Consider the following 24,352-nt stretch of genomic DNA (forward strand, 5'->3'; position numbering starts at 1 on the left):
TCAAAATTGAACGCGCCTTTTCTATTAAACACCTTGTGGTTGCCCTGTTCAGCGGGCTGGATGTCAGCCGAGCGCTTTCTCCACATCTTCCAACACGGCCAGAGCTTTCTTGAAATCATACTCGGCAATCAGCTTGAGCATGTGTTCAAGCTCAGTATGCACGGAATCGGGCCAAACGAGTTCCTTCACCTTTTCAGCTCCGGCGCGACAGTCAACCGGCGCCCCCTGAGACAAGGGATCCTTGAGGGCTTCTATAACATGGTGCAAATCAGCAAGATCCGATACCTGCCCCTGCCGGAGAACTCTTTCACCCCGACTGGCCTCCTTGAGCACAGAGATGCTCTCAATGACAATGTCCAGTTCACGAGTGAACCGCTCCAGAGCGGACTCGATTTCGTCCTCAGCCTGCTCATCCAGCACGTTTTCGAGATGCCCTGCCGCTTCGAACAATTCCATGGCTCCCAACATACCAGAGGTGCCCTTGACCGAATGGGCCAGCCCTATACCGTCTTCCGTTCGTCCCTCGGCCAGTGCTTTCGCGATATCATCTGCAGCTTCGGCGTATTTTTCATCCAACAACAAAAGAAGATTCTTATATAACTTCTCGTTTCCACGAGCTCTGCGCAGCCCCAACTCAACATCGATACCCTGCATGCTGTCAATGGAGCCGCTGCTGCTTCCCGAATTGCTCTCTTCCTTCTCTTGCGGCTGAACAGAGACCCGATGCGGCTTGATCCACTGCAACAGGACTGCAAAGAGATCATCAGGATCGAAAGGCTTGGCAATATGACCGTTCATACCGTTGGCCTTGCTCTTTTCAACATCTTCCACCATGGCATGCGCTGTCATGGCAATGATGGGCAAATTGTTAAATCGGCTTTGTTTCCTGATCAGCGAAGCGGCCCTGTGGCCGTCCATAACCGGCATCTGGATATCCATCAGCACCAGATCAACGTCATTCTCGTCCAGATAATCCAGGGCTTCCTGCCCGTTCTCGACCTCCGCGACATTCACCCCCACTGAAGCAAGAATTTCCTGCACCACCTGCCTGTTGATGGCGTTGTCTTCCACCAACAGCACTTGCGCCCCATTCAGGGTACTGGTGTTTGCATCCAGATGCTGCCTTTCGCCCTTGGTAACCAGCCCCTTGCCAAGCGTTTCCACCACAAGATTGAACAAAAACGATTGATTGACCGGTTTGAATAAAAGTCCCTTGAATCCCAAATCGGTCGTCTTCTTGACCAACGTCGCGTTGCCATAGGCAGAGACCATGAACATGGGAGGTTTGACCTTGATGTTGGCGTCGGAGAGGATCGTGCTCGCTGTCTGCAAACCATCCATACCGGGCATACGCCAATCAATGATCAGCAATTTATAGGCGCTCTCCACTGGCATGGTGCGCAGGAGTTCGAGGGCTTCCCTACCGGATGTTGCCAGATCGACCTTCAACCCCATGTGTTCAAGCATGCCTTTCAGGATAATCCGCGAAGTCGAATTATCATCCACCACAAGCACGGACAGACCGCGTAAATCTTCCGGCAACTGTGCATGCGGGTCCTGCTCGTAATGAATGGGGAACGTCACCTCAAACCAGAACAGGCTCCCTTTGCCAAATTCACTCTCTGCGCCAATCTCACCACCCATGAGCGAGACCAGTTGATTACAGAGATTCAGACCGAGACCGGTCCCGCCATACTTGCGCGTCGTGGAGGCGTCCGCTTGAGTAAATGGCTGAAAGAGATCACCGATCTTATCGGACTGGATGCCGATCCCCTCGTCCTTGACAGCAAACCGCAACTTCACGTCCTTGTCGGTCTTCTCGACAATATGAATTGATACGACAACGGAGCCGCTCTCGGTAAATTTTACGGCATTGTTGCACAGGTTGATCAGAATCTGCGAAAGCCGCATGGAGTCACCAACAACGGCGGGTGGCACATTGTCGGCGACATTAATGAGAAACTCGAGTTTCTTCTCATTGGCTCTGGGAGAAACGATCGTTGCCAGCTGCTCCAGCACCTGATCAAGCTTGAAGCCGACCGCTTCGACACTCAACATACCGGCTTCAATCTTGGACATATCCAGAATATCGTTGATGATGCCAAGCAGGGAACGCGCCGAGATATCAATCTTCTCCAGATAATCCTGCTGCGCCACTGTCAGTTCCGTCATTTTGGCCAGATGCGTCATGCCGATGATTGCATTCATCGGGGTGCGGATTTCATGACTCATATTGGCCAGAAACTCGCTCTTGGCCTTGGTCGCCTGTTCAGCCGCTTCCTTGGCTTCAATAATCTCTTTCTCAGTCTGCTTCCGAATATGAATTTCCGAGGTAAGCAGGCGATTCATCTTGTTCAACTCATCCGTGCGCTCAATGACCCGCTGCTCCATCACATCATAGGCCAACTTGAGTTCTGCCTGGGCGGTGCGCAGGTCGGAAATATTCGTAATCATTCCAAAAGACCCCAGATACTCGCCGTTCTCGGACAGCATGGGACTTGAGGAAACAATGGCCCACAGCACACTGGAGTCCTTACGCACCATCTTTCGTTCATATTGGGAGGCATATCCTGCGCGCCGTTTCTCCATCTCTTTTTCATGCTCTTCCAAATCGTCGGGATGCATCAGGCTCGACACCGGTTTGCCAATGATTTCTTCCTTGGTATACCCGAACATGTCAGCCAGAATCTGGTTGGCCATAGAGATATTCATATCGGCATCAAGAACGATGACACCTTCGATACTGGTCTCAAAGAGTCGACGATACTGTTCTTCGCTTTGCTTGAGCTCTTTTTCGCGCAATTGAACCTGTTCCGCCATCTCGTTGAACTTGGACAAAATCTGTTCGATTTCCAGCATATTTTCAACATCGTTCTGTTCAGAATACTTCCCGGCTGAAATATCCTCAATGCGCTCAATAAGCCTGCCAAAAGGTATGAGCAGATTTCGTCGTAAAATGGACTTGGTGAAAACACCGAGAACAACCACGAGAGAAAGCAAGGCGATAAAACTGATGGTTGTCGTGTGAAATACTTTTTCCTTGAAAACAGTCGGATTAAAGCCCAATCGAACAAGACCGACCTCGATATTCTCATAGCGGACTTCCCGCTCTTTGACGAGCGTCTCTCCTTCAAAGATGTTGCCATACCGAAAGATCGTGTTCCCTCGATGGTCTGAAACGTTGATATACGACACGATGTCAATCGTCGTGTATGTTTCACACAGGCTGACGACTGACTCCTCCTCCATATGCCAGAGGTACGACTCAAGAGAATTGGACAAATGCGATAGGGCTTCGTTGGACCGCTGCTCGAACTGCGATTCAAGTCTTTGATATAACAGAAGGGAAACAATGAATGAAATCGTAATCGAAGAAAGGATGACGACAGCTATCAAGCTGAACGTCACATGCCGTACAAGAGATCGTTTCCTTCTCGATTTGCCTGAAAATACCATTATTAAAAAAACCTTTATTCAGTGTTTTCAATTCACAGAACATTTGTACAACAGGCCATCAACGTACCGTATAAATAACACAATCATACCTGACAACTTACAGTAACTGTACCCAAACCGCTCCCCTCGGTCGACTATTATTTCACTTTATAACACACCTCGGTTCAGGAGGAGGAATCCATAGGCCCTGCTCTGCCCTATGAGTTGCAAAACACACACAGTTCTATTCAACAACTTCAACAGCTCCGTAAAAATCGCCGCATCTACATCTGTATTTACTCTATCTATGCAGTTGATAACTATTGTCTATGGATCAGCTTAATCTGTTTATCACGCAGCTTGAAGCAGCTGCCCGGATTTCCCCATTGAACCTCGTCCCGGAGAATTCCATGTTCGTCTTTTCTTCAGATGATAAACGATGTCTGCCCCTTTCGCCCCCCGCTGTCTGCTCTCCACGCTGACCAACTCGGGCACCATCTCGGCCAGGGGGAGGGGGCGCCGGTTCCTATGCCATTTATACCAGTAGCAACTCCACGGTTAACCTGTTGACCGGCACCCTGCGCTGGATGTTCTAGGGGCAGACTGTCGAAAGACAACGATCTGCGGCAAATGCAGTATCAGAATAACGACCTCTTCTGGGTCCCCCAAAAAGGGACTCAAACCCCATTACGCAAAAAAGAAGGCTTACGTGAAATTCACGTAAGCCTTTATTTATCGTGGCGGAGAGGAGAGGATTCGAACCTCCGAACGAGTTACCCCGTTACACGCTTTCCAGGCGTGCTCCTTAAGCCGGACTCGGACACCTCTCCGCGTTTGCGAAGGCAGTAACTACCTAATATGGTGTGCCTTGGCAAGGAAAAAGTTGCGACTTTTTCATAAAGGAAGCTGAAGACTTCCGCGAAACTCTTCCAGACTGGTCGCACCGATTGATTTCAGCAGGGATTCCATCTCCTTTGCCAGACCAAAAGCGAAGTCAGGACGCAGGAAATTGGCAGTCCCCACCTGCACGGCATGGGCGCCCACCAGAATGAACTCCAGGGCGTCTTCAGCAGAGGCAATGCCCCCCATGCCCACCACCGGGATATCCACAGCCTGCACGGCCTGATACACGCAACGAAGCGCCACGGGCTTAATAGCCGGGCCGGACAGTCCGGCGATGACGTTGGCAATGCGAGGCGCCCGTTTACGGACATCCACGGCCATGCCTGAGAGCGTATTGATGAGCGACAGGGAGTCGGCGCCACCTTCGGCCGCGGCCTTGGCGCAGACGGCGATGTCTGTCACGTTGGGCGACAGTTTGACCATGACATGCTTGCCCGGCGCTTTTTTCTTCACGGCTTCGGTGACCCTGGTAATCTGCGCCGGGTCCTGTCCAAAGGCGATACCGCCCTCTTTGACATTGGGACACGACACATTGACTTCAAGGGCAGCGATACCGTCTTCGTCGGCCAGCACAGCAGCCAACTCACCGAATTCCTCGGCGTCACACGCGTACAAATTGGCAAGCACAGCCACGTCCCTGTTCTTGAGGGCGGGCAAGGCCTTGGTGACAAAGTCCTCCACCCCGGGATTCTGGATGCCGATGGCATTGAGCATGCCACACGGGGTCTCGGCGATACGGGGCATGGGGTTGCCCTCTCGCGGCTTTAAAGAGATGCCTTTGGCCACGAGTCCGCCGAGCTGCTCAAGATCGCCGTAGGGCGCAAATTCCAACCCGAAACCAAAGGTCCCGGATGCGGTCATGACCGGATTCTTCAACTCCAGGCCATTCAATGAAACGTTCATATCCATCAGTTACGCTCCCTACAATTCCACTTTGTCTGTCCAGAACACCGGGCCGCGCGTACACACCTGCACATGATGCCCTTCACCATCTTTGGTCACACAGCCGAGACACGCTCCCACACCGCAGGCCATACGGTTTTCCAGAGACACCTGCGCCCGCGCACCGAACTCATTGGCAAATGTCTGCACTGTCTTCATGAACGGCGTAGGACCGCAGCACAGTATCAGCCCGTCCTGCTCGGCGTACTCACGAATGAGATCCTTGAGCGTAGCGATGATGGCCTTCAGGTCTTCCGGTTTCCGGTCAATCATTGATTGCCCGTCGACCTTGCCACAGAGGGCTTCATAGGGGTAACATTCCAGCGGTAAACGATGAGCCAGGAAAAGTTTGAGGTTTTCGGGTGCGGAATGTTGCTCGACATAACCGCAAAAAGGTGCGATGCCGATGCCCCCGGCAAGCAGCAGGGTCGGCGTATCCGGCTCTACGGCGAGATTATTGCCGAGCGGCCCCCACACAGTGACCTCGTCACCAGGGACAAGCTTGGCGATACGACTTGTGCCACGGCCCACACTCTGGATAAACAGGGTCAGGGATGTGCCATCCGCAGAACAGATGGAAAAGGGGCGGCCCCAGAGCATATCCAACTCCCAATTGGTGGGGCGGATCATGACAAACTGGCCGGGCTTCCACCCATCCCAGTCCGGGTACTCCAACTTCAGCTCGAAAAAATCACCAGCCGAATTTGATTGACCGACCGGGGAAACTTCCAATACCTTGACAATACGACAATTCCTCAAGGACATATAGACACCTTATGAGTAAAAAACACATTCCTGAAATCATGGCTCCTGCTGGAGACAAACAATCCTATCTGGCGGCAGTGGCCGCCGGCGCGGATGCTGTCTATCTGGGACTGAAACATTTTTCAGCGCGCATGCAGGCCAAGAACTTCTCTATCAGTGAGCTTGCACAACTGGCAAGCCTGGGACGGGACCATGGTACCAAGACCTACGTCGCCATGAACACGCTGGTCAAACCAAAGGACCCTGAATCCGCAGGCCGCCTTATTGACCGTTTGCAGAAAACCGTCAAGCCCTACGCCCTCATCGTGCAGGACCTGGCAATGCTCACCCTGGCAAAACAGGCTGGATTTCAAGGAGAGCTTCACCTCTCCACCCTGGCCAACGTAAGCCACCCCGCCGGACTGGCCCTGGCCAAGAAGCTCGGCGCCAGCCGTGTGGTTGTTCCCCGCGAGCTGAATCTCGATGAGGTCAAGCTCATGGCCGAAGCATGCCCCAAGGATCTCGACCTCGAAATTTTCGTGCATGGCGCACTCTGCCACTGCGTGTCCGGTCGCTGCTACTGGTCCAGCTATCTGGGCGGCAAGTCGGGCCTGCGCGGTCGCTGCGTTCAGCCCTGCCGCCGTCTGTACACCCAGCAGAAGCAACGCCCTGAGCGATTGTTCTCCTGTAACGATCTCTCCCTGGACGTGCTCACAAAACCCCTGCTCTCCATGCCAAAAGTCGCGGCCTGGAAAATCGAAGGTCGAAAAAAAGGCCCTCATTACGTCTTCTACACGGTCAAGGCCTACCAGATTCTCCGCGACAATCCACAGGACCCCAAAGCCAAGAAAGTTGCCGTGGACCTGCTGGAGCAGGCCCTTGGTCGTCCGACAAGTCACTCCACATTTCTGCCGCAACGCGCTTTCCAGCCCATTCCGAAGGATGGAGAGACCAGCTCCGGCAGACTTGTTGGCGAGATCAAACTCGACCAGAGAAAACGGTTTTTCCAACCCCGTGAACCGCTTCATCCCGGCGATCTGATCCGCGTCGGATACGAAGATCAACCTGGTCACTGCACTTTTCCCATTCGTCGCAGGGTGCCCAAACGTGGCCGGATGGATATTCCCCTTTTCAAGGGACAATCCGGGCCGCCCCTGCCCTCCGGCACAAAGGTCTTTCTGGTTGATCGTCGAGAACCGGAGCTGTCCAAACTTATCAAAGGGTTGAACAGCGAGTTGGACATGTTCCCGGCACCCGAAGCCAAAGAGTCGCACTTTACTCCGACATGGCCCAAAGCGGCTCCGCGCAAGAAAACGCAGCGGTCCGAGTCCATTACCCTGTTCCGTCAGCCTCCCAAAGGCCGTATTTTCGACCGCTCCGCCTTCTGGCTGGAAAAAGCCACGATCAGCAAGGTGCCGAGCAACGCCGTTGTGCGCTCACAGTGGTGGCTGCCGCCTGTCATCTGGCCTGATGAGGACAAGAAGTACCGTTCACTGATCAAGGAAGCGGTCAAGAAAGGGGCCAGAGAGTTTGTCATAAACGCCCCCTGGCAAGCCGCCTATTTCGAGGACCGCAAAAGCTCCACGCTGGTCGCCGGCCCATTTTGCAATGCCGCGAACCGTCTGGCGCTTGGTGTGCTCAGGGATCTCGGATGCTCTTCCGCGATCATCAGCCCGGAGCTTCCCTATGAGGACATCTACGAACTGGCGCAGAATCCGCCCCTTCAGCTTGCGTTCATCGTCAAGGGGTTGTGGCCCTTCGGCATTGCCCGATTCCAGTCCGAAGCCGTACGGTTTGATCAGCCCATAAAGAGTCCCATGCACGAAGTCGCCTTTGTCAGACAGCATGGTCAGAACAACTGGATTTATCCGGGGTGGGAGCTGGACCTGACCAAGGAATACAAGAAACTTGAACGGTTGGGCATCAAGACATTCATCACCATACGAGAGCCATGGCCCAAAGATGTGCCCCGCCCGAAGCGGACCAGTGACTTCAACTGGAATCTCCAACTGCTATAAAGAAGAAAGAGCCGGATACATGTATCCGGCTCTGTTATTTCAGTCAGCACCCAGTCTCTAGAACGTCCCGGAGTTCCACCCGAACATATTCCGTTGAATATCCTGGAACGCGATATATACGCGTTCGCCCGGAATACCGAATATCTCTTGCATGAATGAACAAATGCCTTGGGAAAGCTCCGTAGTGCGATCCTCTGGCAACCCGATTGAATTGAGAGAGACAAAGGCTGCCGGGTCGGCAGTCCCGCCGAAAAGCAGGGCTTTATCAGGCTCCATAATGGCCAACACGTATTGTTCGGGCTTTCCCAGCAAACGAACGGCCAGTGCAGACAACTTCCTGCTTGCCCCTTCCACATCATCAACACTGATATTGGTCTCAACCTTGATGAACGGCATGGCGACTCCTAGAGATGAATGGTGCCGGTCATGTAGCTCACGGCCTTGCCGGCTATCTTGACACGGTCACCGAGATGTTCACACAGAAGCAGACCGCCTCTGGCAGAGGCCTGATACGAGCTGATTTGTGTCTTGTTCAGACGGTTGGCCCAATACGGAACCAGTATAGTCTGCGCCGAGCCGGTAACCGGGTCTTCCGGAATATTCATTTCCGGCACAAACACCCGCGAAACACAATCGTAATCCAGACCGGGAGCCGTGGCTATGAGGCACATACCGTCCAACTTGGAAACAAGCCGGGAGTCAGGCGTCAGAGCCCGAATGTCTTCCTCGGTATCAAACACGGCCATCATGTCACGCTGTCCCATATACAATTCGGCAGGACGCGCCCCAAGGGCAGTGGCAACCCGTTCCGTCACCTGAATCTCATTGTAGGTCCAAGCCGGGAAATCCATGGAGTACAAGCCGTTTTCACGATCAACGAACAACCGGCCGGACTTGGTTTCAAAAACCACCACAGGGTCGGTATAATCCAGGTACTCGTACAGCACATGCGCACTGGCCAGAGTAGCGTGGCCACACAGATCGACCTCTGCTTCGGGTGTAAACCAGCGCAGTTCGAAATATTCGCCCTTGCGCACAAAGAACGCGGTCTCGGAAAGATTGTTCTCCATGGCGATATGTTGCAGCAAATCTTCGGACAACCACTCATAAAGCGGAACAACCGCCGCAGGATTGCCACTGAAGACATCTTCCGCAAAGGCATCCACCTGATACATTTCAAGTTCCATGCGTCACCTCGAAGCTAGAAAGTTTGCTTGAACAGGTCATCATCCGATGCTGGAACATCTCCGCCGCCGATCTGAGGCGCCATCTCCGTAGGCTCCGTGCCCACCTTGAAGGGCAGGAAATACTCCGTGGTCGACGAGGGGGAAGCGAGCTTGCCGGTACTCCCGTCAACTTGGACCATAACAATACCTGGAGGCTGGGGGAAGTCCTGATACGGAAAATCTTCCTCCACCTGCTTGCGGTAGCTCACCCAGATGGGGCTGGCGGCACGGGAGCCTGTCTCCCACTTGCCCATGGGGGTCAACTCGTCAAAGCCGACATAGACACCCGTGAGCAGGTACGGAGAGTAGCCCATATACCATGCATCCTGTTCATTATTGGTTGTGCCGGTCTTGCCTGCCACCGGACGGCCCAAAACGCGGGCGCGCCAACCGGTGCCGTGCTGCACAACCTGCTTCATGAGGCTGGCGATAATAAATGCGGTCTGCGGACTGATGGCGTCCACCACTTCCGGCTTGGAAGTATACAACTCGTCGCCCCATGCGGACTTGACGGACAGCACGGTGCGCGGCTTGATATATGAACCACCACGGGCAAACGTGGTGTACGCTTCTGACAGATTCATCAGCGAAACGACCGCAGACCCGAGAGACACGGAGAGGTCGTGAGGGAAATCAGTCTCTAGCCCCATGGCCTTGGCGCGGTCAATGATCGCCCGGATGCCGATCTTCTGGGCTATCCGGATGGTACAGAGGTTCTTGGACTTGACCAGTGCGGTCCGCAGCAGCGTCGGCCCGTCAAACGTGCCTTCAAAGTTTTCCGGTCGCCACAGTTTGCCTTCTGCGTCATTGGCATAGACAATGGGGGCATCGAGCACCATGGACGCAGCAGTAAAACCGTTGTCAATGGCCGTTGAGTACACAATGGGCTTGAAAGCGGAACCGGGCTGCCGTTTGGCCTGGGTTGCCCGGTTGAATTGGCTTGTTTCAAAGCTGTATCCACCCACCAGCGCAACCACTTCACCGGTATCCGGCTTGATGGAAACCATGGCTCCCTGCACCTTGGGCAGACGTTCCAGATCAAGAATCCAGTTGCCGTCTTCCTTTTTCGGCGCCTTGTTCACTGTCACCCAGACCACATCGCCCTTTTTCAGGACTTTGCGGGCATCGGTCGGGTCCTGCACATCTTCATGGCTTTTCTTGTGATTGGGTTTGCGCACCCACCACATGTTTTCCACAGGAATCACGCCGTGAAATATGCCGAAACGGACCACGGCCTTTTTCTTGTCCACCGTGGAGACCCAAGCCTTCATGGGGATGGATTTATCCATGATGTTTTCCGTATCCTGCGGCCCTTCTACCAAAACAGCAGGAACGTCTGACGGCGGAATGTTGGCGACAGGCCCTTCCCAGCCACGTCTCAGAGCGGAATTGATCAGCCCACGGCGCACAGCCTTTTCAGCCGCCACCTGATGTTTCATGTTGCAGGAAGTGGTTACGGTCATACCACCGTTATAGGTCGCCTCTTCACCATACTCGTTGATGAGCCAGCGACGCACTTCTTCAAGATAATACGCGCCGTCTTTCCAGGAGGGATCAGGCATGGATTTCAGTTCGATCTCCTCAGCCATGGCCTCCTGATACTGCTCCTGCGTAATCCACTTAAGCGCCAACATCTGGCCGAGGACATACTCCTGACGCTGGCGGGCAAATTGGTAGTTACGATACGGATTATAGCGAGTCGGCGCCTGGGGCAACCCTGCAAGCATGGCTGCTTCAGCAATCGTCAGGTCTTTGGAATTTTTGGCAAAATATGTTCTAGCTGCGGCTTCGACACCATAGGAGTGTGCCCCAAGGAATATCTGATTGAGATAGATGGTCAGGATCTCTTCCTTGGTCAGATATTTCTCCAACCTGAAGGCGAGAATCGCTTCCTTCAGCTTGCGCTGGTAGCTTTTTTCCGAAGTCAGCAGCAACCGCTTGATGATCTGCTGGGTAATGGTGGACCCGCCCTGCTTGGTGCGACCGGCCACAAGGTTGGCCTTGAACGCACGCACAATAGCTGTGATGTCCACACCGTCATGCTGATAGAAGGACGCATCTTCCGATGCAAGGAACGCCTTGGGAATCCAGGGACTCATCTGATCCAGCGTGACGAGGAATCGTTTTTCCTTGTAGAAATATCCGAGGACCTGATCGTCCTGCGCATACACAGTGGTTACCAACGGCGGGTTGTAGTCAGTGATATTCTTGAATCCGGGCAGATCGCTGGAAGCCCAATGGTATATCCAAAAAGCTCCGCCAATACCGGACAGCATGCAAATGAGAAAAATGACACCAAGAATCTTCAATATTTTCATTACTTCACCATTAAAAGCTTTTTGTCACTTTCAGCTCACCCTTTCGGGGTGGTAACCCCCATACCAGACGAAGCCGTCCGTACAGGTCTTTCACCGCGGCTCTGTTCGTATCAAGGCTGTGGAGCATTCTCGTCAAGGTCTGCCCTTCCCGCCGCGCAAGGCATCCGGGCGCATCAAAATGAATGACCAGAGTGTCCACCATCCAAAACGGAAACAGACGGCAATAATAGGGGCGCAATTCCTGTGGAATTTCGCACCCCAGCGGGCCAAGGAATCGACATGCCCCCATGGAATCCACGGCCAGCCTGAAATGTTCTTTCCCTTCCGGGAAAAGTTTGGCGACTATCGCTTCCTCACCGGGAAACAACCGACACACATTGTCTATAAACGCCTTGGAGTTAGGCGATACCACAAAACCACCAGTATAGGGAACATGGTCCTGGATACGCTCTTTCTCTACCTTTGAGAGCGGAAAACAAAATTCTTCCTGCCCCGTGGCGATACGACAACAGGTTGGCCCAAGCAGCGAGCAGCGTCTGCAAACGTCGGAGTCATTGGTTTGTGTCTGAGACACCATGCGCTCCTGCCGGTTTATCCGGCAACCCCGCTATGGCCATTGGAAAACTTCAGTGCCCCTTTACCGAGCAGGTCATGCAGGTGGACCATACCGGCCAGGGTGTCGTCGTCGCGGACCACGGGCAACACGGTGATCTCGTTGCGCTCCATGACATCGAGCACATGGGCGGAGGATTCTCCGGCATTCGCCCGGCGCGGAGCTGTGGTCATGACTTCGGCAATCGACTTTTGGCTGTCCAAGTGTCCTGCGCAGACAAGGCGGCGCACATCGCCATCGGAAAAAACGCCCTTGAGGATATTGTCCACGTCCACGATGGCAACAAGCCCGAGCCCGCCGGAATTGAGAACGGACAACGCCTCTTGCATGGAAACGTTCTCTGCTACCACGGGCAGATTGTCGGTATGCATGAGCTGGTCCACACAGGAGGCCAACCGTTGCCCCAACGAGCCACCGGGATGAAATTTCCTGAAGTCGTCCTGACTGAAGGACTTCCACTCCATAAGGCACACGGCCAGAGCGTCACCCATGGCAAGCTGAGCCGTGGTCGAGGAAGTGGGAGCAAGCCCCATGGGACACGCCTCTTTGGGCACGGCCACCTTGATGGTGATATCCGCGGCTTCAGCCATAGCTGAAGCGCGATTGGAGGTCATGGCGATGACCGTACACCCTAAAGACTTGAACGTGGGAATGATGGCGTTGACTTCATCCGTGCCGCCGGAATTGGACAGGGCGAGGATCACATCCTCGGCCCGCAGCATACCCATGTCGCCATGCGCCCCCTCCACAGGATGGAGAAAGAAGGACGGTGTCCCGGTACTGGCCAGTGTCGCGGCAATCTTGCGCCCCACCAATCCGGATTTGCCCACGCCGGAGATGACCACCCGGCCCGAACATTCGGCCATGGCGGTCAAAGCGGCAACAAAGGCATCATCCAGCTGTCCCTTGACCGCTGCCAAGCCTTCGATTTCGATATCGAAGACATCGCGAGCCAGGTTCAGCCAATCGGTTCTACCGGACGTACATTCCATATACACACTCGTGAATTAACAGAATTCTTTAATAATTCCGGGGGTCGCTTCAAGACAATCCTTGCCCATTCGGTCGGACAGCGGAATCGGATAATGCCCGTCAAAACAAGCGAGACACCAGGAATCAATGTCGGTCACAGAATCCAACAGACCTGGAATGGAGATGAAATGCAGGGATTCAATGCCAAGGAAACGGGCGATATCCTCCGGCTTGTGGTTGGCCGCGATCAGTTCACCCTTGGAAGAAAAATCAATGCCGTAAAAGCAGGGGTGCTTGATGGCCGGACAAGAGACCCGCAGATGAATCTCTCGGGCACCCAGCTCACGCAATTTCTTGACACGGGCACGAATGGTGGTACCGCGCACAATGGAATCTTCCACGATAATGATACGCTTGCCCTGAATCATGGACTTGACCGGGTTGAGCTTTACGCGAACCGAGAAGTCACGCATGTCCTGCGAGGGCTGAATAAATGTCCGGCCCACATAGTGGTTGCGGATCATGGCGAGCTCCAGCGGCAGACCGGACTCCTGAGAATACCCGACTGCGGCATAGTTGCCGGAATCCGGGAACGGCATGACAAAGTCCGCATCCACCGGAGCTTCCTTGGCAAGCATGGCGCCCATGGCCTTGCGACGTTCGTACACAACGTCACCGAACACATTGGAGTCGGGACGGGCGAAGTAGATAAGCTCGAAGATACACTGACGTTTGGGCTGCGGCTCGCAGTAATGCATGGAATCCATCTTGCCATCCTGAATGATGACCATTTCACCAGGATTGAGCGGACGCAGATACTCGGCCTCGATGAGGTCAAAAGCACAGGTCTCGGAGGCGAAAACGTAACTGTCGCCAACCCGCCCGAGGGCCAGGGGACGAACGCCATTGGGGTCCTTGAGGGCGATGAGCTTGTCATTGGCGAGAATGAGCATGGAGAAGGCGCCACGGATACGCTTGCACGCCTCTGCAATAGCCTCTTCGATGGTATCGGTCTTGTGCAGGTACTTGATGATCAGATGCGCAATGACTTCCGTATCCATGGTGGTCTGGAAAATGGAACCATTTTCTTCGAGTTCGGCTCGAAGCTCATAGGTATTGACGAGATTGCCGTTGTGGGCCAGAGCCAACCGGAGGTCTCCGTGTCGCACGAGGAACGGCTGGGCATTACGAATCAGGGATGCACCGGTGGTTGAATACCGGATGTGTCCCATGGCGATGCCACCTTTAAGTTCCTTACCGAGGTGGCGTTCGTTGAACACATCGGCCACAAGGCCCATCCCTCTCTGTTCGCGAATCTTATCGCCATCCCAGGTGACGATACCGGCAGACTCCTGCCCACGATGCTGTTGGGCATACAACCCAAAGTACGTCATCCTGGCAGCTTCTTTGTTGCCGTATATACCGAACAGTCCGCAATACTCTTTTTTCATGACTCTCTCTCGTAAGTCTCTTATTCGCCGTAGTATTTCTGGAGGCTCTGAACGTTGAGCCCCGTTTCCTTCATTTCATGGATTGCCTGGACGACAGCCCGGGCACCCGACACCGTGGTGGTGTACGGGACATTATACAACAGCGTATTCTGACGGATCATCCTGGCATCTCCGACTGTTTTCTTGCCGGAGGGAGTATTGATGACCAAATCGAAATCACCATTCTTGATATGGTCGACAACATGCGGACGCTGGCCCTCATGCACCTTGAAAACCTTCTGCACATTAATGCCTTTCTCTGCGAGGAAGTCGGCCGTGCCGCCAGTGGCCGCGACCTTGAAGCCCATGGCCTCAAAATCTTTGGCAACCAACACCAGCTTGGACTTATCCCAGTCATTGACCGAGATGAAGACCGTGCCCTCTTCAGGCAGTTTCTGCCCTGCTGCCAACTGCGACTTCATGTAGGCAAGCCCGAAGCTGGGGTCGATGCCCATGACTTCGCCGGTGGACCGCATTTCGGGTCCGAGCAGAACGTCAACGTTGGGGAACTTGCTGAACGGGAACACGGATTCCTTAACGGAAATGTGTCCTTTCTTCCGACCACTCCATGGCTTCAGGTCTTTCAGCTTCTCCCCAAGCATCACGCGGGTGGCGAGCTTGGCCAGCGGAACACCGGTTGCCTTGGACACGAACGGAACGGTCCGGGAAGCACGGGGGTTGACCTCGATGATGTAGACCTCGCCGTCCTTGATGGCGAACTGCACGTTCATCAGACCGACAACGCCAAGCTCCTTGGCCATGGCTATGGTCTGCCGCTCGATCTCGCGCACCAGCTCTGCACTCAGGGAGTATGGAGGCAGCACTGAAGCGGAGTCGCCGGAATGGATACCCGCTTCCTCGATGTGTTCCATGACGCCGCCGATGTAGACGTCCTCGCCATCGGAAAGCGCGTCCACATCGACCTCGGTGGCATACTCCAGGAATTTGTCAATGAGGGTCGGATGTTCCGGGGAAACCCGGGCAGAGGAGCGGAAGTATTCTTCAAACTCATCCATGGAATAAACGATATCCATGCCTCGACCGCCCAGCACGTAGGACGGACGAAGAACCAGCGGGAAACCGAGGGACTCGGCAACTTCCTTGGCCTCGACCATGGACATGGCCGTACCGTTGGCAGGCTGCTTGAGGTGCAGCTTGTTGAGGAACTGCTTGAACCGCTCGCGATCTTCGGCACGGTCGATGGCATCGGGAGAAGTACCAATAAGCGGTACCCCCGCCTTCATAAGCCGCAAGGCAAGATTGAGCGGAGTCTGACCACCGAACTGGACGATGACGCCATCCGGTTGCTCAAATTCGACGATATTCATGACATCCTCAAAGGTCAGCGGCTCAAAGTAGAGCTTGTCCGAAGTGTCGTAGTCAGTGGAGACCGTTTCCGGGTTGGAGTTGACCATGATGGACTGCACGCCCATCTCTTTCAATGTGAAAGAGGAGTGACAGCAGCAGTAGTCGAACTCGATGCCCTGACCGATACGGTTGGGGCCGCCACCGAGAATAATGATCTTCTTTATTTCGTCGCGGAAGTTCTCCTGCCCTGTTTCATAGGTGGAGTAATAATACGGGGTATACGCTTCGAACTCTGCGGCACAGGTATCGACCAGATAGTAGGTCGGAATGATGTCGAGTTCCTTGCGCAGGGTGCGAACATCATCTTCGCTGACCTTCCACATGGCCGCAAGCTGGGGATCGGAATACCCGTATTCCTTGGCCTTGCGCAGCATGTCCTCCATGCCCTCGGCCTCTTTGGAAACGCCCTCGTTCTTGCCAAAGGCAATAAGTTCATTTTCCATTTTGAGGATGTCCACGAACTGGCGCAGGAACCACGGATCGATCTTGGTAGCCTCAAACACTTCCTCTTCGGTCATGCCGCAACGAAGAGCGTTGCGCAGAGCAAAAATCCGTTCGGAGTTGGGCTTTCTGAGAAGACGCAAAATATCATTCTTATCGACATCGCAGGTATCGAACCGCTTGCCCAGGCCGATGTGCCCGGTCTCAAGGGAACGCAACCCTTTCTGCAGGGCTTCCTTGAAGGTACGACCGATAGCCATGGTTTCACCCACGGACTTCATGGCCGTTGTCAGATAATCGTCAGTGCCTGGGAACTTCTCAAAGGTGAACCGGGGAATCTTGATGACACAGTAGTCGATGGCCGGTTCAAAGGAGGCCATGGTCTCGCGGGTGATGTCATTGGGAATCTCGTCAAGCGTATAACCGACAGCCAACTTGGCAGCGATTTTGGCAATGGGGAAACCCGTGGCCTTGGAAGCCAGGGCCGAAGAACGGGACACACGGGGGTTCATCTCAATGATGATCAGCTCGCCGTCCTCGGGATTGATGGCAAACTGGACGTTGGACCCACCGGTCTCGACGCCGATCTCGCGCATGACGGCAAGAGAGGCATCGCGCAACATCTGGTATTCGTCATCAGTGAGGGTTTGCGCCGGGGCCACGGTAATGGAGTCACCGGTGTGCACGCCCATGGGGTCCAGGTTCTCGATGGAACAGATAATGACGCAGTTGTCTTTCTTGTCGCGCATGACCTCAAGCTCATACTCCTTCCAGCCGAGGATGGAGCGCTCAAGCATGATCTCGGACTTCATGGACAGGGCCAGACCGTTGGAACAGATATCTTCCAGCTCTTCCATGTTGTAGGCGACACCGCCACCGGAACCACCCAGCGTATAGGCGGGGCGGACAATGATGGGGAAGGGAATTTTTTCGCCCCACGCACGCACGTCATCCATGTTTCGGCAGATGCCACTCTCGGGCATGCCGAGGCCGATGTTCTCCATGGCCTCACGAAATTCTTCACGGGACTCGGCCTTGTTGATGACCGGAATATCCGCGCCGATGAGCTCGACGTTGAACTTCTCCAGCACGCCCATTTCAGCCAATCCCAGGGCTGTATTCAGACCGGTTTGTCCCCCCAAAGTCGGCAAAAGAGCGTCGGGACGCTCTTTTTCGATAATTCGGGCAACTGATTCAGGCTCGATGGGTTCAATATAGGTGGCGTCCGCCAACTCCGGGTCAGTCATGATGGACGCCGGGTTGGAGTTGACCAGAACCACCTCGTACCCTTCTTCTTTCAGCGCTTTCAACGCCTGGGTGCCGGAGTAATCGAATTCACAAGCCTGGCCGATGACAATGGGGCCGGACCCGATCAACATAATTTTTTTGATATCTGTGCGTTTAGGCATTATGCTCAAAGGAGTTGAAGTTACACCGTTTTTTCATGAGAAAAGAAGCATCCGTTCTTCTCGCCAGACAGGACAACGGCGCCACCCGTCGGACAAGCTCATTTTTATACAGCTATAGCCCTTGGAAAGCAATGGTTTTGTATTGCACCGAAGTGGCGCCCAAGGCTGATCCTGCAGGACCGACCACGACTGATCCGGCTCACTATAGCCTGTCACCAGTACAACCCATTGATACAACCAATCCCATACTGCCCCCTCACAAACCAATTGCGACAAAAAGACCTTGAATCGGATAATTGACACAATCCGGCATTGACACCGGCGAAGTTGATACTTATTATCAGTCTCACCAAACATTGAGGGAATTACGTGACAGAAAAGCCTTTGACTGAGTACCCTTCGGGGACAATTGTTCGTATTGTGGGAATTAACGGAGGCAGACAAGCCAGATCGCGCATGCTCGCCATGGGCATGACGCCTGGGTGCCCCGTTGAAATACTCACCGGCGGAACTGGCGGGTGTCGGGTGCGTGTCCGAGGTTCCGATGTGGTCCTTTGTTGTGGATTGGCCGGAAAGATACTCGCCGTTGAAAACAACTCTGAAGAGGGACCGCACTGCACATGCTGCCCTCCTCCGCAGGTAACGAGAACCTGATTCGCATACGCAATGAAAAGAACCGCTGAAAGGCGGTTTTTTTCATGCCCCATGAATTATACTTGTCCAAAGAAGTCACGGGATGCTATCCAACAGGATACGACCCCCGGAGGCGCAACTATGTCTGAAACAATTCGCATTGGAGTGAGTGCCTGCCTGGCCGGAGAGAAGGTCCGCTATGACAGGTCACACCATCACGATAGATACCTCACTAAAATTCTTGCTAAATACGTTGAATTTATTCCGCTTTGCCCAGAGATCGCCTGCGGCATGGGCATCCCGCGTGAAAAGCTCAGACAAGTTGAGTGCGCTGATACGATACGACTCATCGGCTACGAATCCGGCGATGACCTGACAGAGACCATGACACAATGGGCGGACCGCGTCCTGCCCGGACTGGATGACGAAGAACTCTGCGGTTTTGTCGTCAAGCCGGAATCCCCATCCTGTGGCGTGAAGCGTGCCAAAATTTATTCCACAACAGGCGCGCCCCCCAAACGAGGCATGGGCTTTTTCACCACAATGCTGACCCAACATGCTCCGCTACTGCCCATTGTGAACTCCGAACAGCTCCACAATCCGCTTCTGCGGGAAAACTTCATACGTCGAATTTTTGTCCTGAAACGGTGGCGTGAACTGACGGCCCTGGGAAAGGATATCGGCAAGCTCGTCGATTTCCACACACGGCACAAGATGCTGATCCGCGCTCACGACCTCAAAGGGTACCGCGAGCTTGGCAAGCTGCTTGGGCAATCGAGCCAGTCCAATGTGAAGGAAATATTTGATCAATATGCCACTTTGCTCTTCAACTCACTGAAATTGCAGGCGACCCAAAAAAAGAACAGCGATGTGCTGCAACACGCCATGGGCTATTTCAAGAAAAACATCGATGCCAAAGACAAGCAGGAAGTGCTCGACATGATAACCGCCTATCGCACAGGCAAAATCCCTCTGCTCATGCCGGTCACCCTGCTCAACCACTTTGCCAGAAAGTATCAGAAGCCCTATCTGATACAGCAATATTTTCTAAATCCGTCACCAGCGGAACTGCAACTGCTCAATCAGGTCTAGTCAACCAGACCGGCGGGTTCCAACTCCAGGCGCACGCCTTTAAGGTCGCCGCCGCTCTCAAGCCACGACTTCAGCAATGCCCGGTTGCGAAAAACGACCGGATGAGGGCAACCATAACCGGCCTGCGCCAATAATCCGGCAGCCTGTTCAGGATAATGCTTGGCCGCCGACAAGCAGGCAAGCAGGTTGAGGCACAGCTCATTCATGGGGAATCCCAGAGTCATGGCCTTGCCCAGCGGCAACATGACATTATCCAGCCGGCGCGCCTTGAAATAGGACACGGCCAGATCGAATTGCGCCGAGTGCAACCCAGGCAAACGCTCAGCAATTTCCTCGCGTTCGGCCACAGTGTAGGAAATTTTTTCAGCAACATACGGTGTACCGTCAACATTGCGCAGACGAAAATCAAAACCATATCTTCGGGCCCAGAACAGCCCTTCCACGGCTTCTTCAGGCGGCAGCATCATGTCAAGGTGTTGGCAACCGGCCAGACGCATGGCCCGCAGCAATGCATCAGTCGGCACGGTATTCAGTTTGGCGCTCCAGAGTACATTGATATCCCGGATACGCATACCCTCGCACATCGCTATAGCTTTGGCATAATCAGAAAAAGCCGATGGATCAACAAACGCGAGGGCATTCAGCCTGTGTTCGCTAACCGCTTCCGCAACCGCATCCAAGGAGTAATCCCCATCAAATCGGAGAATACCTTGTGCAAAAGGCTCTTCATTTGCGATCAAAACTTCATGCTCAATGACATTCTTATCGATATACATATTTCCCCCAAACCGCCTGTTTTTTGACATCAAGAACGGTTCAGAAGAAAGAGATGCAAAGATTTTGCCAAAAAAAAGAGGCCCCCGATATGGAGACCTCTTGTGCTTGCTTATTTCAGGTCCGTCTAGCTGACTTTGCTTCCAGCTGGAACATCGCCAGAAGGGGTCAACAACTGCATCCCCTCCTCCGTCTTCACTGCCAGGATCATTCCCTGAGAGAGCTGCTTCCTGAGTTTGCGAGGCTTGAGGTTTGCAACCACAACCACCTGTTTCCCAATGAGATCCTCAGGAGAAAAGAAATCGGCGATCCCGGCAACAACCTGACGCAGTTCTGTGTCGCCGGTATCCACACGAACCAGAAGAAGGCGATCGGCATCGGGATGCTTGTCCACTTCCTTGACCGTCCCCACTCGCAGATCAAGCTTCTGAAAATCTTCGAACTCGATGGCACCGGCTGCACCGGCATCTTCCTTCTTGTCCTGTTTTTTCTGCTTTTTCTGTTTCTTGGGCTTTTGCTCAGCCTCTTCCTTGGGCATTTCCACACGAGGGAAGAGATTTGAACTTTTGGCCACGGTCTCGCCGGATTCGAGCAGTCCCCAGACGTCCACTTCCTTGGGCAGGTTCACCTTTTGGGCATCAAATCCCATGCTGAGCTGGTCGAGCATCTTCTCGGCGGCTTCAGGCATGACCGGCCACAAATGGACCGCGATCTTGCGCATGTTCTCCAGCAGCACATAAATGACTGTGGAGAGACGACCCATGTTTTCTTCCTTGTACAAGGTCCAGGGCGCGGTCTCATCAATATACTTATTCAGGCCACGCACCAACTCCCACAGCCCTTCGAGCGCACGGGAGAATTTCCAGTCCTTGTAGAAGTCCTGAAAGGACTGCATGGCGTCCTGACCAAGTTTCTTGATCTCGGCATCGACAATATCTTCCACATCAGGCCGGGGAATGACGCCGCCGAAATATTTGTGTGTCATGGCAAGAGTTCTGCTGAACAGATTGCCGAGGTCGTTGGCGAGGTCAGCATTGAGACGGCCGATAAGCGCCTTCTCGGAAAAGCTGGAATCCTGGCCAAAGGACATTTCACGCAACAGGAAATACCTGAAGGCATCCAGTCCATAGGCATCTTTCATGGCCAACGGCTCAACCACGTTACCGATGGATTTGGACATCTTGGTGTCCTCCACCAACCAGTAGCCATGCACATTGAGATGCTGGTATGGCTCAATCCCTGCGGCCTTGAGCATGGTCGGCCAGAAAATGGCGTGGGGTTTCAGAATATCCTTGGCGACCAAGTGGTTTGCCTGGGGCCAGAATCTCTGGAATTTTTCACCCTCAGGATAACCCAGTGCGGCCACATAGTTGATAAGCGCATCAAACCAGACATAGGTGACATACTCGGAGTCGAACGGCAGCTCGATTCCCCATGTCAGACGGGACTTGGGACGGGAGATGCACAGGTCTTCCAGCTCACCGGATTCCAGCAGGCTGACGACCTCGTTCTTGTACCGCTCAGGACGAATGAAATCAGGGTTTTTCTTGATATGATCAAGGAGCCAATCCCTGTACTTGGACATCTTGAAGAAGTAGTTCTTTTCGGCGATGTATTCCGGAGTGGTCAGGTGATCCGGGCACTTCCCATCTACCAGCTCTTTCTCGGTGTAGAATCGTTCGCACCCGAAACAATAGTGACCGCCATATTCTCCGAAGTAGATATCCCCGGAATCATAAACCTTCTGCAAAATCTGCTGTACAACATCAATGTGACGCTGTTCAGTCGTACGAATAAAGTCATTATTGGAAATGTTCATGCCCGGCCAGAGATCCTGGAAGAGTTTGCTGATGGTATCAACATACTCCTTGGGGGTCTGCCCGTTGGCTTCTGCCGCCTGAACGATCTTGTCGCCATGCTCGTCAGTACCGGTCAGAAAATAACTCTCCATGCCCATAAGCGTCTGAAACCGGGCCATGGAGTCGGCCACGGTGGTCGTGTATGCGTGCCCCAGATGCGGCTTGGCATTCACATAATAAATGGGCGTGGTGATATAAAAACGTTCCAAAGCATTTACTCCTTGTCGTGACGGACCAAACGCCCGTCTGTCGAACAGCTATTTCTTGGAAGGCCTGCGTCTGCGCCTTCTGGGCCTGCGCCCTCGTTTGGTTTTTTCCTCGCCAGTGTCCGCGGAAGCGCCAGTCGCCTTGCGCTCCTGCTCCTCCGGGGAGGGCGATTGGCCGGGACGTCCCCCCTTGGCGGGACGCTCCTTCCTTTGAGGTTTATCATTTGTTTTTGATCGATCCGATTTGCCGGAACGCTCTTTCTTGGGACGTCCCCTGCGCTCGGGCTTATCGCCACCGCGCTTGTCGGAGCGTTCGGGTTTACCGGCCCGCTTAGGGGAATCGGACTGCGATTGTGACGGGGAAGAGACTTTCTCTTCGCTTTGTCTTGTGTCCTTGGGTTTGTCAGAACGTTTCCCATCCCGACGGCCACGGCCACTCCTGATCTTGGCTTCCGCCATGACCTCTTCGCTGGGCGGCTTGTTAACTATTTCCTCCCATTCGTCAATGGAAACTTCTCGTTCTTCGTACTTCTCAGTAAGCAACGACAAGGATTTCTTGAAGAAATTCGTACGGAGCACTTTCACCGAACCCAAGGAAGTCGTATACTTTTTCCCGACCTTGGGACACATGCGATGAAACTCCTCATATCCCTTTTGCTCAAAGCTCAAGCAACACAGAAGTCGGCCACAAATACCTGAAATCTTGGTTGGATTAAGAAAAAGATTCTGTTCCTTGGCCATTTTGATCGTGACAGGAACGAATTTACGCATGAACCGGCGACAGCAACATATTTGCCCACAGTTACCGATGGCACCGAGCATCTGGGTCTCATGGCGCACCCCTATCTGACGAAGCTCGATGCGTGTACGGTATTCCCGCACAAGATCCTTGATCAATTCACGAAAATCAATTCGTCCGGGCGCCGTAAAATAAAAAACCATCTTGGAGCGGTCAAAGAACACTTCCACATCCACCAGCTTCATCCCGAGCTTGTGCGTGGATATGCACTTGCGGCAATACTTGAACGCGTCCTTGGAGAGCGCCTCGCTCTCGGCCACGGACTCCAGGTCCTTTTCATTCGCCAACCTGTAGATGGGTTTGTAGCCCTCGCCGTCCACTTCGTCTTCTTCCTTGGGCGCCTGGCGGATAAGAATCACCTTGCCAAGCCCCATGCCCTGATCGGTCTTGACTATGACGCTCTGCCCCTCGCGCACGACGAATGGCCCGGAAACGAAGTAGTACACTTGTCCGTAATCGTTGAATTTAACACCAAGTATCTGGCTCATTAATGTGTGTCCTGTATATATATGCTCCGCTCGTGGCGGAAGAAAAAATAACAACCAAAGAGTATCAATGTATTAGAAAACGCCGAGGACTTCAAATCAGCAACAAAAAGAGAAAACCGGACGCCGTTTTTCATGCACGGCACCCGGCTTTTCATTTAACATAGCGAAATAATTGTATCTAGACCAATCCCAGGCTCTTGATTTCATCCATGAGCTTATCTTCATCAATGGGTTTGACCAGATAGGATGTAGCTCCACCGAGAAAAAACGCATCATGCGTTTCCTTTTCATCGGCAAGCATGGTTGTGACAACGATCTTGGCCTCATCCGGCTGGGAAATTCCATGCTCCTTTTCAAGGGAGCGAATTTCACGCAACGCCTGTTGCCCGTCCAGGCCAGGCATCAACAAATCCAGACAAATCAGATCGTATGGCTCATGATCAGCGAGCCCTCGCCTGAAGGCTTCAATCGCTTCTTCCCCGTCAACCGCTATATCACAGCGGGCCACTTGACGAAGAATTTCATGAATCATATTCCTGCTATAAAAATCGTCATCAACGATAAGAGCTTTCATGCACACCTCTCCTGATATGATCCTCCCCCAGATCGAATGTGAATACAT

At 53.5% G+C, this 24,352-nt stretch carries 17 protein-coding genes and 1 tRNA gene; 3 read left to right on the forward strand and 15 right to left on the reverse strand.

All coding sequences use genetic code 11. The features are described from left to right. Positions 1-63: 63 nt before the first annotated feature. The 4 genes from SRBAKS_RS04925 to SRBAKS_RS04940 form a co-directional block, all read right to left on the reverse strand. Positions 64-3,282, reverse strand: a complete 3,219-nt coding sequence (locus tag SRBAKS_RS04925; protein WP_229594248.1) for a response regulator — start codon at positions 3,280-3,282, stop codon at positions 64-66. Between the two features lie 891 nt (positions 3,283-4,173). After that, positions 4,174-4,265, reverse strand: a tRNA-Ser gene (locus SRBAKS_RS04930). 64 nt (positions 4,266-4,329) lie between these two features. Beyond that, positions 4,330-5,247, reverse strand: coding sequence for a dihydroorotate dehydrogenase (locus SRBAKS_RS04935; protein ID WP_229594250.1), 918 nt, complete (start codon positions 5,245-5,247; stop codon positions 4,330-4,332). A gap of 12 nt (positions 5,248-5,259) precedes the next feature. Further along, positions 5,260-6,045: an iron-sulfur cluster-binding protein gene (locus SRBAKS_RS04940; RefSeq protein ID WP_229594252.1), complete on the reverse strand. Its 786-nt coding sequence runs from the start codon at positions 6,043-6,045 to the stop codon at positions 5,260-5,262. Positions 6,046-6,056: 11 nt separating this feature from the next. Here SRBAKS_RS04940 and SRBAKS_RS04945 point away from each other — a divergent pair, with 11 nt between their 5' ends. Further along, positions 6,057-8,042 (forward strand): peptidase U32 family protein, encoded by a 1,986-nt coding sequence (locus SRBAKS_RS04945; RefSeq protein WP_229594254.1) that lies wholly within the window; start codon positions 6,057-6,059, stop codon positions 8,040-8,042. 57 nt (positions 8,043-8,099) lie between these two features. Here the strand turns inward: SRBAKS_RS04945 and SRBAKS_RS04950 are convergent, their stop codons facing one another. From SRBAKS_RS04950 to carB, 7 genes are read right to left on the reverse strand one after another with little or no spacing between them, the layout of a single operon-like run. Then, positions 8,100-8,438 (reverse strand): phenylpyruvate tautomerase MIF-related protein, encoded by a 339-nt coding sequence (locus SRBAKS_RS04950; protein ID WP_229594256.1) that lies wholly within the window; start codon positions 8,436-8,438, stop codon positions 8,100-8,102. A gap of 8 nt (positions 8,439-8,446) precedes the next feature. Beyond that, positions 8,447-9,229 (reverse strand): PhzF family phenazine biosynthesis protein, encoded by a 783-nt coding sequence (locus tag SRBAKS_RS04955; RefSeq protein ID WP_229594258.1) that lies wholly within the window; start codon positions 9,227-9,229, stop codon positions 8,447-8,449. A 14-nt stretch (positions 9,230-9,243) separates the two neighbouring features. Beyond that, positions 9,244-11,586, reverse strand: a complete 2,343-nt coding sequence (locus SRBAKS_RS04960; RefSeq protein ID WP_229594260.1) for a penicillin-binding protein 1A — start codon at positions 11,584-11,586, stop codon at positions 9,244-9,246. 10 nt (positions 11,587-11,596) lie between these two features. Further along, positions 11,597-12,160, reverse strand: coding sequence for a YkgJ family cysteine cluster protein (locus tag SRBAKS_RS04965; RefSeq protein ID WP_229594262.1), 564 nt, complete (start codon positions 12,158-12,160; stop codon positions 11,597-11,599). 17 nt (positions 12,161-12,177) lie between these two features. Beyond that, positions 12,178-13,191: a KpsF/GutQ family sugar-phosphate isomerase gene (locus SRBAKS_RS04970; RefSeq protein ID WP_229594264.1), complete on the reverse strand. Its 1,014-nt coding sequence runs from the start codon at positions 13,189-13,191 to the stop codon at positions 12,178-12,180. 15 nt (positions 13,192-13,206) lie between these two features. Then, positions 13,207-14,622, reverse strand: a complete 1,416-nt coding sequence (gene purF / locus SRBAKS_RS04975; protein ID WP_229594266.1) for an amidophosphoribosyltransferase — start codon at positions 14,620-14,622, stop codon at positions 13,207-13,209. Positions 14,623-14,642: 20 nt separating this feature from the next. Continuing rightward, the gene (carB, locus tag SRBAKS_RS04980) at positions 14,643-17,879 is read right to left on the reverse strand and encodes a carbamoyl-phosphate synthase large subunit (protein ID WP_229594268.1); all 3,237 of its coding nucleotides are present in this window, start codon (positions 17,877-17,879) and stop codon (positions 14,643-14,645) included. Between the two features lie 369 nt (positions 17,880-18,248). On the opposite strand from carB, the gene SRBAKS_RS04985 reads away from it, so the two are divergent. Beyond that, positions 18,249-18,533, forward strand: a complete 285-nt coding sequence (locus tag SRBAKS_RS04985) for a FeoA family protein (protein WP_283816528.1) — start codon at positions 18,249-18,251, stop codon at positions 18,531-18,533. Between the two features lie 120 nt (positions 18,534-18,653). Beyond that, entirely contained in the window at positions 18,654-19,604 is a 951-nt protein-coding gene (locus SRBAKS_RS04990; RefSeq protein WP_229594273.1) for a YbgA family protein, read from the forward strand. Here the strand turns inward: SRBAKS_RS04990 and SRBAKS_RS04995 are convergent. The 4 genes from SRBAKS_RS04995 to SRBAKS_RS05010 form a co-directional block, all read right to left on the reverse strand. Continuing rightward, positions 19,601-20,380 carry a hypothetical protein gene (locus SRBAKS_RS04995; RefSeq protein WP_229594275.1) on the reverse strand — a complete coding sequence of 260 codons (780 nt, stop codon included), beginning with the start codon at positions 20,378-20,380 and terminating at the stop codon, positions 19,601-19,603. The two genes, SRBAKS_RS04990 and SRBAKS_RS04995, sit on opposite strands and share 4 nt — an antisense overlap. Positions 20,381-20,505: 125 nt before the next feature. Beyond that, positions 20,506-22,446, reverse strand: a complete 1,941-nt coding sequence (gene metG, locus SRBAKS_RS05000; RefSeq protein WP_229594278.1) for a methionine--tRNA ligase — start codon at positions 22,444-22,446, stop codon at positions 20,506-20,508. 48 nt (positions 22,447-22,494) lie between these two features. Continuing rightward, complete coding sequence (locus SRBAKS_RS05005) at positions 22,495-23,730, reverse strand: PSP1 domain-containing protein (RefSeq protein WP_229594280.1); 1,236 nt, start codon at positions 23,728-23,730, stop codon at positions 22,495-22,497. Between the two features lie 178 nt (positions 23,731-23,908). Next, positions 23,909-24,304: a response regulator gene (locus SRBAKS_RS05010; RefSeq protein WP_229594282.1), complete on the reverse strand. Its 396-nt coding sequence runs from the start codon at positions 24,302-24,304 to the stop codon at positions 23,909-23,911. Positions 24,305-24,352: the final 48 nt, after the last annotated feature.

Source organism: Pseudodesulfovibrio sediminis (genome assembly GCF_020886695.1).
In the GTDB taxonomy this organism is placed as follows: Bacteria; Desulfobacterota; Desulfovibrionia; order Desulfovibrionales; family Desulfovibrionaceae; genus Pseudodesulfovibrio; species Pseudodesulfovibrio sediminis.